Raw genomic sequence first — 12,850 nt, forward strand, 5'->3', positions numbered from 1 at the left:
AGCTGCAGGGTGTGATCACGCGTCACCGCACCTTCAGCCTTGCGGTCCAGCGCTGCGGGATTCAGGCCAAACTGCAGTCGCGTGCCGCATTCCACATCCGTGCGCCATTGAATCGTGGCGGTGTTTGCCGTGGTTCTCGTCTGCGGTTGACCGACCAGCTCAACAGCATGGAGTAGAGTGTTGCCAAGACACGCAACAACGCAAATTAACGACGGAATAAAAGCTCTCATTTAAAGTGTGAAATCAAGTCAATCTATAGTGCGACAGTCTTAAGTGAAGACCGTTCAAACTACATATCGCACCTGACATTCTCCATGCGCTTATCGCAAGTATGAGTCAATACACTCCCTCAGATCTATTCGATCCGCCCTAGTTAAATGGTTTATTTAGGCGCGTTAGGTTCTGCGCCCACTTCTGGCAGCAGCCTGAGTCTTGCAACAGCTTGCTCGGCAGGCGTCGTTACTCCTTGAAAATCAAACGGAATACCGCCCATGCCGCTCCCCACTCATCCATCTCCAAGCAGACTCAATATGCTCCCGGGGGTCCTTATGCACGGCTTCCCACTGAAGGATTTCTTTAGCCAGTTTAGGCTCTGCGATTAGCTCTGAGGGGTCACCCGCGCGGCGTGGTCCATAAGTGACCGGAATTTTCTTTCCCGTCACCGCTTCCGCTGTGGAGATGATTTCTTTGACGCTGAACCCCCGGCCCGTGCCGAGATTCACCGCGATAGTGTCACCGCCCTTGCGCAGATAATTCAATGCCAGCGCATGCGCCGAAGCCAGATCACACACGTGGATGTAGTCGCGGACGCACGTGCCATCCGGCGTGGCGTAGTCCGTGCCAAACACGGTGATGTTCTCGATCTCCCCGGTGGCAGCCATCAGGATGCGCGGGATCAGGTGTGTCTCCGGATTGTGGTCCTCACCGATTTCACCGCTCGGGTGGCAGCCGCTTGCGTTGAAGTAGCGCAGAAACACAGACTTCAGCCCCCAGGCATGGCCGCAGTCACGCAGCACACGCTCCAGCATCCATTTGCTGGCACCGTAGGGGTTCACCGGCGCCTGCGGATGGGATTCATCAATGGGGATGCGCACCGGGTCGCCATAGGTTGCGCAGGTGGAGGAAAAGATGAAGCGCTTGCAGCCATGACGCTGCATCGTTTCCAGCAGCTTCAGCGGAGCGGCGAGATTGTTCCGGTAATACTTGAGTGGATCCGTCACAGACTCCCCGACATACGCAAAGGCCGCGAAATGCAGCACCGCTTCCGGCTTGTGTTCGCTGAAGAGCTTTTCCATCAGCGCAGCATCGGCCATGTCGCCTTCCACAAAGGCCACCCGGTCCATGGGCAGCGCCTCACGATGCCCGAAGACAAGGTTGTCCAGCACCACGACACGTTCGTTTTGTTCGAGCAAATGACGAACGGTGTGTGAGCCGATGTATCCTGCGCCGCCGGTAATGAGAAGAGTTCCTTGTGACATTGCGCAAATACAGCAGCCGTAGAGCCTGCTGCCAAACAAAGATTGTCTTAAAATAGCCTGAGCCAATGGCCGGGGTCTACTTTTCCTCCTGCCGCTGCTTTTCCAAAGCCGCCTTCAATCCATCCACTTCCGTGCGCATCCGCTGCGTCTCCCCATTCACCCGCTCCTTCAGCGTCTTCAAGACGTCACGGCTGTTCTTGTTGAAAAGCAGGAGCGCAATCATGCCCAGCAACAGCAGCCAGCCAGGGCCAAATTGGAATTTGCGACTGGAAGTTGGCGTGCTCATGGCGCTTTAGGCAGTGGAACCTGCACTGGATGCATCAGGTAGGCAATCAGATCCCGCACCTGCTCCGGCTGAAAGGCCAGCAGCAAACCCTCGGGCATCATCGAGAGCGGAGAGGTCTCCTGTTTCACGATGTCCGCACGGTCCAGTGTCAGAGTTTCCGTCATCGTGCGCAGTGTCAGCGTGCGTGCGTTCGATTCCGTGACCACCCCGCTCAGCACGCGTCCATCCTTGTGCGTCAGCAGGCTCATGCGGAAGTCCGCACTCACCACCCCGCTGGGATCGGCAATGTTTTCCAGCAGGTAGTCCAGGTTCGCACGGCCTGAGCCCGTCAAATCCGGCCCGATCTTCCCGCCCTGCCCATACATGCTGTGGCAGGCACCACAGATGGCCGTGAAAAGCATGCGCCCTTGGCTGAGATTCGCTTTCGCCAGTGTTGCCGGCGTCAGCTGCTTCTTCACCTTTTCGATCAGCTCCTTTTTATCAGCCGCAGACTCACGCAGTTCTCCCCACACCTCCACCAGTTGCTTGGAGAGCGCTTCATCTTTGAATGCATTGATCTGGCGGGCATGGAAGGCCGTCAAATCAGCGCGCGGGATCTTCCCCGCCGCCATGTCTTTCAGCAGCGCCTTGGCAAAGCTCGGCCGCGACACCAGCGTGTCGATCACAGTAGGGCGTTCGGCCGGTCCAAATTTGCGATAGCTGCCAGCCAGCTTCTGCCCGATCTCAGGATCATCAAACAGCGCCAGCCCGCGCACCGCGATCACGTTGAGCCCACGCACCTCCAGCAACTGCGTGCAGATGGCACGCAGATCATCCGGCTTGTTTTCAATCAGCGTCTTCAGCGCCGACTCACGCGCTGAAAGATCCGCCTTCTCGTCCAGCGCCATCTTCCTCACATCATCCAGCGCCCGCCCATCTCCAAATAAAATGCTCAATTCCTGAACCATCTGTTTCGTCGTCTCGGCTGTCGCTTGTATTGTAGTCCCGGCTTTAGCCGGCTCCGGGTACGTAGTTCGGGCTTTAGCCCGTTCTGGATCAGCAGTGTGTTTTGTAGTCCCGGCTTTAGCCGGTTCTGGTGCGCCTGCCGCCAGCTTTACAAACCCATCCCAAGCCTCAGGCTTCGCCGCCTTCCGGATGCCCTTAAATGCATCCGCCATTCCACCCAGAATATCTTCCACCTGCCCAGCCTTCGCTTGCGCCAGCAGCGCATTCAAAGCCTCCGGCTGTGTGGCCAGACTCCGTGCCATCCAGCGCAGCGTCTTCGGCCACGTGCAGTCTTTCGCCAGCGCCACGAGTGCCTGCGGATCTTCCTTCGCCAGCGGACTGATGCCGTACCACACCAGGTAAGGCAGAAACGGATCATTCGCGTCCTCCGCATGCGCCAGCAGCGCCGCACCCAGCGCCGCGCGCTTGGCCACCGGCAGGCGCTGCAGCGTCGAGGCCAGTGCCAGGCGCACAAAAGCCGACTTGTCCTCCTTCGCCAGCTTGACCGCATCAAACGCCAGCACGGGATAAACCGCATGCGACAGCGGTCCAGTGATCGCATCGATCGGCGAAAACTGCGTGAGTTCGCGGATTGCCAAAGCACGCGCGTGCTCGTCAGCCGCATTCAGATCCGCCTTCGGCCACGCCTTGCGCCACGCAAACGGCACCTCCGGCTTCTTTGCCTCACCATAGCTGACTCGGAAAATCCTCCCGCTCGTGCGGTGCACACCGGTCGAGTCATGACATTCGCCCGTATCGCTCCAGTCCAGAATGAAGCCGCTGCCATCCGGCCCCGCGCTGATCTCGATGCCACGAAACCACGGATCATCGCTCAGAAACACATCCGGTTCATGCTTGCCCACATAGCCGCTGCCATTGCGCTCCAGTCGCTCCACATTCGCACGCCGCCCATGCATGTTCAGCGTGAAAAGCTTGCCGCGATATTCCTTCGGCCACTGCTCCGCCTGATAAATCATCATCCCAATGTGCGCATGTCCCCCACCCAGGCTGTTCGCCTTCCCATCACGGGACGCCATCCAGCTCCCGCTGCGGTCGTAGTGATAGTGATCCGCGATGGTATCCAGCTTCTCATACACAAATGGATTCTCCTTGCTGGAGTCCATGAGGTGCGCGCCATGCATGAGATGCCACAGATGGCCCGTCACCGTGTTGATGAAGAACATCTCCCCGTTCGCATCCCAGTCATGCCCCCAAGGGTTCGTGGTTCCATGCGTCAGCACTTCCACGATTTTCTTCTCAGGGTGGTAGCGCCAGATCCCGCCCTTCATCGGCACCCGCTGTTCATCCGGCGTGCCGGGAATGCCGAGCCTGCCGGGGCAGGAGTGCCCGCAGCGGCCATACAGCCAGCCATCAGGCCCAAAGCGCAGTCCATTGGCAAAGTTGTGGTAGTTGTCCTTCGCCACGGTGAAGCCATCGATCACCACTTCAGGCTCACCATCCGGCACGTCATCATGGTTGCGGTCAGGAATAAAAAGCACCTGCGGCGGACACATCAGCCACACTCCATCACGGCCCACTTCCACACTCGTCAGCATCTGCACATCTTCGGTAAAGACCTTGCGCGTCTCCGCCACACCATCCCAGTCCTTGTCCTCGAGAATGATCACCCGGTCCTTCAGACCCAGGTCAAACCGCTTCGCCCGCTCCGCATACGTGTAGTTCTCCGCCACCCACATGCGCCCCCGCGCATCCCATGACAAGCCGATCGGATTCTGCACATCCGGCTCAGCTGCAAACAGCGTCGCCGTAAACCCCTTCGGCAACTTCAGCATCTTCAATGCCTCCTTCGCCGGTGTCGGCTGCGGATTCCCCGGATCACTGTTATACAGCGCAGGAAAATCAGCAGCAGACGCAAACGAAGTAAAAAGCAAGGCGAGCAGTACAGGCTTCATGGGAGCCGAAGCGTATTGCGAACTGATACTCTGACAACATACTCCAAAAATAAAATAAGGGCGTGAAGGGCCACTCCGTTAAGAACCGTCATCGCGGAATTGACCGCCGCAGGCCAATGGGTCCCGGAGCGCGGACTTCTAGTCCGCAGCACTCCGCATGCACCCCTGTCTCCGCACGACTCTCCAGCATCTCAGGCTCCAGCGTGGCGTCTTGCTGAGCCGCCTTGTCTGACTGCCACCATCTTCCACCACTCCGCTCTGCCGCGCACCAGCCCTGAAGGGGCTGAGGAGTCAGCCCAGGGTCAGCCGAGCCTTGGCGAGGCGACCCTGGGTTAGAATCAAACGACCAGAAAGCAAACCCAGCACCCCGTCGCACCCAGCATCTACCAGCAGCGTCTGCAAAGAGCTCCGCAGCAGCCATAGAGTGCCGCTATCTCCAGCACCACGATCACTGCCCATCCGCTCCCCATCTCCTCACCCCCGAATCAACCACACCGCCGCAAACGCTGTGAGCCAGAACAGAACATTCTCAAACACCTTCTGCGGCAACCTTTTCAAAATCCACCACCCCAGCAGCACCCCTAGCACCACGCACGGCATCAAGGTCAGGTTCGTCATCAGCGACTTCGGATTGATGATCCCCAGATCTGTACTGAACGGCACTTTGAATAAATTAATAAACAGGAAGAACCGGCTGAACACACCCAGGTGTTCCTTCTTCTCCAGATGCTGCGCCAAAAGATACACTGTCATCACCGGCCCCGCTGCATTCGCCAGCATCGTTACCACACCGGCCAGAAACCCCATCGACCACGTGAACACCTTGTGTTCGGTCAGGGCTAGGAAGTCCTGCCTCCGCTTGTTCAGCACCCAGTTAAAGACCAGCAGCACAATGATGATCCAGCCGATCACGATACGGGCCATCGAATTGTCGAATCGGCCAAGCAGGAACCACCCCACCACCACCCCCGCAATCGCCGGCGGCACCATCGGCACAATGCGCCGCCAGCTCCCGCCTTTGCGGTTGATGATGTACCCCATGAAATCCGCCGCGATCAGCATCGGCAAAATCACCCCCACCGACTGCTTCGCCCCAAAGATCTGCGCCATCAAAACCACGTTCAGCGTCGACGTTCCCGCCAGCCCCGCCTTCGACATCCCAATGCACATCGCCCCCAGCGCCGCTAGCACAAGCGACCAAACATCAGCGGGCAGGAGCGTGTGGTCAGTAAGCCAGATCATAGGGCCATGACGAATGGCGCAAGCCACCTGCCCGACAAGCCCAGATTCACCACCAAGGCACTTTTCCAAAGCTCCGCCAAACACCTCCAGGCCCATGAGGCCACAACGCGAAGTGGTCCGCACTCTCCGAGTGCGGTTCCCAGCGCACTCATCTCCTCACCAAGCGTGCAAGACCAGCGACATCTCCCCAACAACTGTAAACCATCGTCAACAACCGTAAACCACGGTCAACTCCCCTGTTCCCTCCCTATAGCGCCATCAAAGGCGCAGGCACCAGAAACGCATGCTGCTCCAGCAGACTCCACGCCCCGTTCCAGGACAGATACGGCGTGAAATACACCACCAGCGTGTACGCCAGCGCCACCGGCACAATCCCCAGCCGCGCCATCCATCTTGGAAACCAATGCCGCGGTTGCTCACGCCTCGTCGCCCGGCTCATCGCCCATCCCGTCAGCACTCGTGCCGGGAAGATGAAAATCACAAACAGCAGACTCGGCAGCCACGCCAGCTCACGCGGTGTCAGCTCAATTTTGAGCAGATACAGCGGCACCGCAAACAGCAGCGTGATGATGAGCGCAAACCAAAACGCCAGCGGTGCCCGCAGAAACAACCGCCGCACCTCACGCAGCTCAAACATGGCGCTGAACCGGTCCGTCTGCGCGAAATGCGCCTGCAAAAACGGCAGATGAATCGCCACCACCAGCAGCAGCACGCCGCCCAGCAGCGAGAGCAGTACCGAACCGCCCACCGGCAAACGCGTGGCACCAAGCAGAATACCCACTGGAACAATCAGCCAAATCAGCGCACCCACAAACCCGCGCAGTCCCAGCCAGAAGTAAAACGGCAGGCGCAGCCCGATGATATAGACGGTGATCATGCCTTGGAGATTGCCGAACTTCTCAGGCGTGCTCAGCCAGCGTTTGAAGCGCAGCGGCTGCGGCCACAAAAAATGCCGCAGCTTCCCGCCGCGCACGCAGGCCCACACAATGTGCGCGAGCGTGAGAACAATCACGACGATCAACCCCGCATGCCACCCTTTGGCGATGCCGCTCCCGGGCGCGATCAGTTCAGCATCCTTCCACATCGTGGAAAGCAGCCGCGCCGGCCACACGACGATCCAAACACCTGCCGCAAGGCTGCCAAGAACCGCGGCCTTCCTCACACCAATGAACCCATCACGAAAGCGCCCGGTCCGCGCTATCGTCCCGCTCACATTCAGCAAGTAGCCCAAACTCAGAAAATTCAGCACCGGAACCACCGAGCACGCGGCCACCAAAACAAGCAGCGCCCCCAGCCCAAAAAGCCAGTCCAGCCCCGAGCCCACCTTCTGAAAAAAGCCCCGCTTCTCCGCCACCGGTACAGTGGGACTCGGGCTATGATGTGGCTCTACTGAGCGCGCGTATTGTAGTCCAGCCTTTAGGCGGTCCGGCTCCCCCTGACTCACGCCACCTCTCGCATCTTCGTCCACTCCAGGTTCGTACTGTAGCTCCGCCTTGAGGAGGTCCGGTCCGCTCCGGTTTGTCTCTGAGCCAGCCAGCGCCGGCGGCACCACGACTTCCTCCATCTCCACAGGCAGGGGAGGGGGCAGCAGGGTGGGCAACAGCGGAGGTTCAGACATGCAGGAAGCCCTATGAAAGTCGTCTGCTCGGTGTTTGTTGCAAAGTTCCTCAGGAAACCAATGTTGGCTTTGCGTGTTACTAGACAGGCTCGAACGCAGTCTCCCGTCATGAATTCCGCTCCTACCTCCTCCAGCTGGCTGGTCTGGCTGCGCAATGCCCTCATCCTGGCTGCCGTAGCGGCGGGGGCATTTTGGGGCGTGGCGGAACTCCTGACCCCTCCGCTGGCGGTCGCGGGAAGCGCCCCAAGGTTGCCCAAAACGCAGCTTGAGGACATTCAGCGGGCAGCGCAGGCAGTGGACGCAAATTTCCAAAAAGCCTGGGCACAGCAAGCACTGAATCCCGTGGGAAAAACGGATGACCTCACCCTCGTTCGCCGGCTGTCCCTCGCGCTGACCGGCAGCATTCCCTCCTTGCAGGAGCTTCGCTTGCTGGAGTCGCTCAAAGGCGCGGACGCACCGCAATGGTGGCTGTCCCATCTGCTCTCAGACCGCCGCACCAGTGATTATTTGGCCGAGCGCCTCGCCCGCGTCTATGTGGGGATCGAAAACGGCCCCTTCCTCATGTATCGCCGTCGGCGGCTGGTGGACTGGCTGAGCGATGCCCTTCAGCAAAACCGGCCCTACGATCAGATCGCCCGCTCTCTGATCGATTCCAACGGCGTCTGGACCACCAACCCCGAAGTCAACTTCGTCACCGTCACCAACGAAAACAAAAAAGGCCCCGACGAGGTCAAGCTGGCAGCCAAAGTCAGCCGCGCCTTCCTCGGCGTGCGCATCGACTGCGTCCAGTGCCATGACGGCAAGCTCGGCAGCACCTGGAAGCAGACCGACTTCCATCAGCTCGCCGCCTTCTTTGGTCAGGCGGACTTCAACTTAACCGGCCTGCGCGATGATCCCAAAAAGAACTACCAAGTCCGCTACCTGGGCAAAACAGAAGAGGAAAAAGTCCAGCCCGTGGTGCCCTGGAAGCCCGAGCTCCTGCCAGCCAAAGGCTCCCCGCGCGCCAAGCTGGCTTCCTGGGTGACGGCCAAAGACAACAAAGCCTTTGCCCGCGCTCTCGTGAACCGCATGTGGGCCCTGCTGTTCAACCGTCCCTTGATCGCTCCTGTGGACGAGATCCCTCTCGACGGGCCTTTTCCTGCTGGCATGGAGTTGCTGGCGGATGATTTCATCTCGCACGGCTATGACATTCAGCGCCTGATCCGGGTGATCGTCGGCACGCAAGTCTTTAAGATGTCGAGTCAGTCCAGTGACCCTTCGCATCCCGTGACGACGGCGGCGGAAAATGCCTGGGCGGCCTTTCCAGTGACACGTCTGCGCCCCGAGCAGATGGCGGGCAGCGTCATCCAGGCCGCCTCGCTCAGCACCATCGACGCGGAGACGCACGTCCTCTTCCGCCTCAAGCGCGACATTGACGTGGCCAACTTCGTGAAGCGCTACGGCGACTCCGGCGAGGACAATTTCGACGATGCCGGCGGCACAATTCCTCAGCGCCTCCTGCTCATGAACGGCAACATGATCACCACCAACACCGGCAACAATCCCTTCATCAATGCCAGCACCCGTATCAGCATGCTGTCCCCAGACAATGCCACGGCGGTGGAGGCCGCCTACCTCTCCATTTTCACGCGTCGTCCGACCCCGGCCGAATCAACCCACTTCACCAGCCTCCTGGCCACCTCCAAGAGCAGAAACTCCCGCAGCAGCGCCATGTCCGACCTCTACTGGACCCTCATGAACGCCACCGAGTTTTCCTGGAACCATTAATAGCATGAACACATGCCCTTCGGTCAAGAACGCCCATCGCGGAACTGAGCGCCGCAGGTCACAGCGTCCCGGAGCGCGGACTTCCAGTCCGCAGCACTCCGCGTGCACCCATGCCTCCGCGAGTCACTTCAGCATTTCAACCTCCACCGCACCATTCTGCTTGCCACACACTGCGTGGATGACTTCTTCCTCTGGGCGAGCGACCCGCGGCGGACTGAAGCCTGCGCTCCAAGGGAGCCGCTGTTTCCGGCGTTCGATTGCTGCGGCACATGCCTTTATAGCGTTTTTCAAAACGGATTTCCGAAAAGAGGCGCGTGGAGACGCTCGACGGCGCTTGGAGGACCAAGCGCCCTACCTCGCGCTGGGCATTCGCAGACCCAGCGCTGGTAGGGCTGGCTGTCCTCAGCCAGCCGCCGTCGAAGCCCATGGTCCTCGATCAAGAAACAGCCTGCCAAACGGAAATGAGTCTTCCGAGACGCTCTGGCAAAACCATCGCACCCTCCATCGTCCTCTCACTGTTCCCCAGCACCAAAGGTGCGGCCTATCGCAGCCCAGGGCATGCCGAGCCTGGGCGAGGCCGCCCTGGGTTAGTTCCCAGCCTCCGGGAAGCAAACCCAGCGCGCGCTTCACACACCGCGCTTACCAGCAGCGTCTACACGTCCCCCCGCCGCGCTGAAAGGTCGCCTTAGCACCCACAGCCCACGATTCACGCCATGAACACCTCCCCCTGCCACAGCCCCTCGCATCTCACCCGCCGCTCCCTCCTCCGCGGCACCGGAGCCGCTGGCATCTCATGGCTCACCCCTCTGGCCGACCTCCTCGCCGTCGAAGCCGAAACCGCCCCCAAAGGCAAACCCGCCCGCTCCGTCATCCTCCTCTGGCTCGGCGGAGCCGCAAGCCAGCTCGATACCTTCGACCCCCACCCCGAAACCATGATCGGCGGCGGCGTGAAAACCATCCCCACCGCCATCAAAGGTGTGAACTTCGCCGCCGGTCTTGAACAAACCGCCAGCGTCATGCAGGACGTGTCACTCATCCGCTCCATGGTCAGCAAGGAAGGGGACCACGAGCGCGCCTTTTACAACATCAAGACCGGCTACCGCCCCGATCCCACCCTCATTCATCCCAGCATCGGCGCCATCGTCTGCCATGAACTGCCGGAGGCGAAGATCGAGATCCCCACCCACGTCTCCATTCTGCCCAACCAGTGGCCCGCACGCGGCGGCTTCTTTGGCGCCAAGTTCGACGCCTTTCAGATGTATGACCCCAAGTTTCCCGTGCCCGATGTCAAAGCACGCGTGGACGACAAGCGACTGGACCGCCGCATGGAAGGCCTGGCCGTGGTCGAGCAGGCCTTCGCTCGCGGACGCGAGCCGGACATGGATCAAAACAAAACACTGCATCAGATCTCCATGCAGCGGGCACGGAACATGATGTCCTCCGAGCAGTTGAAAGCCTTCAACGTCAGCGATGCCCCGGCCAAAGAACTCAACGCCTATGGCGACACCCCATTCGGTCGCGGCTGCTTCGCCGCCGTCCGCCTGATTCAAGCCGGTGTCCGCTGCGTCGAAGTCACTCTCAATGGCTGGGACACCCACGCAAACAATCTGGAAGGCCAGGCCACTCAGGTGAAAATCCTCGACGCCGCCTACGCCTCCTTGATTCGCGATCTGAAAAAGCTCGGCCTCCTCGAAAGCACCATCGTTGTCTGCGGCGGTGAGTTTGGCCGCACCCCCAAGATCAATAACGTCGGTGGCCGTGACCACTGGCCTCACGGCTTCAGCATGCTCGTCTCCGGCGGCGGCTTCGCCGGTGGCCGTGTCATCGGCGCCACCGATCCCGACGGCGAGAAGCAAGCCCCCGAAAAACCTGTTCTCGTCGAAGACCTGCACGCCACCGTACAAAACCTCCTCGGCATTGATTACAGCAAAGAAGTCATGACCCCCGTCGGCCGCCCCATGGCCCTCAGCAAAGGCGAACCCGTCAAAGAACTCCAAGCCCACGCCTGATCAGGCGTAGCCTCATCCGTACGATGGGTGTGGCGACAGCCCGCCCGTCCCCCAGCGCACGGCAACGCCCATACCCTTCATACATCCCCATGTTAAATCATGGCCAGCCCATCGGCGAAAAATCGCCAAAGATCATCGCACAGACGCCAGTAAAGTGGTCCGCTCAGTCCTCTGAGCGGTTCTCCGCAGATCCCCAAGACCCAGCCTAACTCTCCCGCCACAATTGCCTCCAACCAAGCATGAAGTGGTCTTCATCCCGCGAATCGAACCAAAGACAATCCTCAGTGTTTCCTGGGCAGGCGTGAACGATGGAGACTTTTGTTGGCCTCTAGGTCTTATTGAAAGGTCAGATAGCCCAAATAGGAGAGGGAAACTGCACCGAAGAAGAAAAAGGCAGAGTCCCCAAAAGACAGCGTGCGTCTGCGAATCCGCCGCATCGCCCAAAACCCGGCGGCAATCCAACCGCAAAGGCGCGAACTGATCGAAAGCTTCCAAAAAAGGGGTTCATTGGCTTCACCGAGCAAGCCGTGAATCGTGGTGATGATGAAAAGTCCAAACGAAACACCAAACCCGACAATGCATGTGGTGATGAGGATCGTGAGCCACCGCTTCATGAATTGACCTTTAGCACACTATGTGGCGCTTTCGTCCTTTTCTAGTTGTGGGGTAAGTACAGTTGCAACGACGCGAGCTGACGGAAAAAGTGTCATAAAAAACTCTGGCGCAGTAAATCCGGGCGGAAACCTCAGGCCAACCGGACGAGTGAGAAAAGCAGAGCCACCGGGCGATAAAAAATACCGCTCTAAACACCACGTTACGAAAGGCTGCGGAGGATCGAGGAGGAGGAAGTCAAGATCGTCGAATGTCGGAATGGGGACCGGTGAAAGAGATTGAACGTCGTCCGGTGTCCACCACAGCCGAAGACTCTGCTTCTGGGCTTGTTCGATGATGAGTGTGCCTTCGCCAGCTCGGAGACGCTGCTCGACGTCACTCCACGGCATAGTGCGCTGCCGTGACTGAAGTCGCTGGAATAAACGGCGCTCGCGGGTGGCTAGAAAATGACCCGCGATGAAGAGGTAAGGAATAGAGAGCACGGTCGCCACAAAGAGCCAAAGGACGCACGCTGGGGCTGTAATGCAGTAAACAAATCCAGCCCAGGCTGGTTGTGGCTTGCGGGCGCTCACGCGCCAGTTGGCGAACGGAGCCAAAATCAAGTACGACACTCCAGCCAAAAATTCGAATGGAGACAGTGGACTCATACGCTTAACGACCTCAAGCTTGGCAACGACGGTGGCTTGCGCAGCCGCTGCGCGGCGGCGGTGGAATCAGCCAGCCAGTCAGGACACTTTGCTGCGCTAAATGGTTTCTTGCCTTCTTGTCTAGGCCAGTATGCCTTCATCTCGATACGAACATACCATCAGCCAAGGCCCGTTGATAGTCTGAAACAGAAAAACCCGGGCAACGCTTTCTCAGTTCATCAATCATCTCGACGCAAGCAGGTGCCGGCTTGCACGCCAGATCAGCCACATGACTCCAGAGCCCGTCACGAATCT

The 12,850-nt window shown here is 59.4% G+C and carries 9 protein-coding genes; 2 read left to right on the plus strand and 7 right to left on the minus strand.

Annotation, left to right across the window (positions count from 1 at the left end; all coding sequences use genetic code 11):
- Nucleotides 1-473: 473 nt before the first annotated feature.
- The 5 genes from galE to ACIREA_RS14620 form a co-directional block, all read right to left on the minus strand.
- On the minus strand, nt 474-1,478 hold the full coding sequence (galE, locus tag ACIREA_RS14600; protein ID WP_397383016.1) for a UDP-glucose 4-epimerase GalE: 1,005 nt from the start codon (nt 1,476-1,478) through the stop codon (nt 474-476).
- 76 nt (nt 1,479-1,554) lie between these two features.
- Nucleotides 1,555-1,764 carry a hypothetical protein gene (locus ACIREA_RS14605; protein WP_397383017.1) on the minus strand — a complete coding sequence of 70 codons (210 nt, stop codon included), beginning with the start codon at nt 1,762-1,764 and terminating at the stop codon, nt 1,555-1,557.
- Entirely contained in the window at nt 1,761-4,661 is a 2,901-nt protein-coding gene (locus tag ACIREA_RS14610; protein WP_397383018.1) for a PVC-type heme-binding CxxCH protein, read from the minus strand. Before ACIREA_RS14610 ends, ACIREA_RS14605 begins: the two co-directional genes overlap by 4 nt.
- A gap of 474 nt (nt 4,662-5,135) precedes the next feature.
- Nucleotides 5,136-5,903, minus strand: coding sequence for a sulfite exporter TauE/SafE family protein (locus ACIREA_RS14615; RefSeq protein WP_397383019.1), 768 nt, complete (start codon nt 5,901-5,903; stop codon nt 5,136-5,138).
- A 247-nt stretch (nt 5,904-6,150) separates the two neighbouring features.
- A complete protein-coding gene (locus ACIREA_RS14620; protein ID WP_397383020.1) occupies nt 6,151-7,521 on the minus strand; it encodes a DUF4013 domain-containing protein in 1,371 nt (456 codons plus the stop codon).
- Nucleotides 7,522-7,629: 108 nt separating this feature from the next.
- Here ACIREA_RS14620 and ACIREA_RS14625 point away from each other — a divergent pair, with 108 nt between their 5' ends.
- A complete protein-coding gene (locus ACIREA_RS14625; RefSeq protein WP_397383021.1) occupies nt 7,630-9,288 on the plus strand; it encodes a DUF1549 domain-containing protein in 1,659 nt (552 codons plus the stop codon).
- A gap of 713 nt (nt 9,289-10,001) precedes the next feature.
- Entirely contained in the window at nt 10,002-11,297 is a 1,296-nt protein-coding gene (locus ACIREA_RS14630; RefSeq protein ID WP_397383022.1) for a DUF1501 domain-containing protein, read from the plus strand.
- 335 nt (nt 11,298-11,632) lie between these two features.
- Here ACIREA_RS14630 and ACIREA_RS14635 read toward each other — a convergent pair whose 3' ends face one another.
- Complete coding sequence (locus tag ACIREA_RS14635; RefSeq protein ID WP_397383023.1) at nt 11,633-11,911, minus strand: hypothetical protein; 279 nt, start codon at nt 11,909-11,911, stop codon at nt 11,633-11,635.
- Between the two features lie 18 nt (nt 11,912-11,929).
- Nucleotides 11,930-12,556 (minus strand): hypothetical protein, encoded by a 627-nt coding sequence (locus ACIREA_RS14640; RefSeq protein WP_397383024.1) that lies wholly within the window; start codon nt 12,554-12,556, stop codon nt 11,930-11,932.
- Nucleotides 12,557-12,850 lie beyond the last annotated feature (294 nt).

Source organism: Prosthecobacter sp. (assembly GCF_044373815.1).
Lineage (GTDB): Bacteria > Verrucomicrobiota > Verrucomicrobiia > Verrucomicrobiales > Verrucomicrobiaceae > Prosthecobacter.

Coding starts and splice junctions, on each gene's coding strand:
- ACIREA_RS14615 (WP_397383019.1), bottom strand. CDS start 5,903: ATGATCTGGCTTACTGACCACACGCTCCTGCCCGCTGATGTTTGGTCG.
- ACIREA_RS14620 (WP_397383020.1), bottom strand. CDS start 7,521: ATGTCTGAACCTCCGCTGTTGCCCACCCTGCTGCCCCCTCCCCTGCCT.
- ACIREA_RS14640 (WP_397383024.1), bottom strand. CDS start 12,556: ATGAGTCCACTGTCTCCATTCGAATTTTTGGCTGGAGTGTCGTACTTG.
- galE (WP_397383016.1), bottom strand. CDS start 1,478: ATGTCACAAGGAACTCTTCTCATTACCGGCGGCGCAGGATACATCGGC.
- ACIREA_RS14630 (WP_397383022.1), top strand. CDS start 10,002: ATGAACACCTCCCCCTGCCACAGCCCCTCGCATCTCACCCGCCGCTCC.
- ACIREA_RS14625 (WP_397383021.1), top strand. CDS start 7,630: ATGAATTCCGCTCCTACCTCCTCCAGCTGGCTGGTCTGGCTGCGCAAT.
- ACIREA_RS14605 (WP_397383017.1), bottom strand. CDS start 1,764: ATGAGCACGCCAACTTCCAGTCGCAAATTCCAATTTGGCCCTGGCTGG.
- ACIREA_RS14610 (WP_397383018.1), bottom strand. CDS start 4,661: ATGAAGCCTGTACTGCTCGCCTTGCTTTTTACTTCGTTTGCGTCTGCT.
- ACIREA_RS14635 (WP_397383023.1), bottom strand. CDS start 11,911: ATGAAGCGGTGGCTCACGATCCTCATCACCACATGCATTGTCGGGTTT.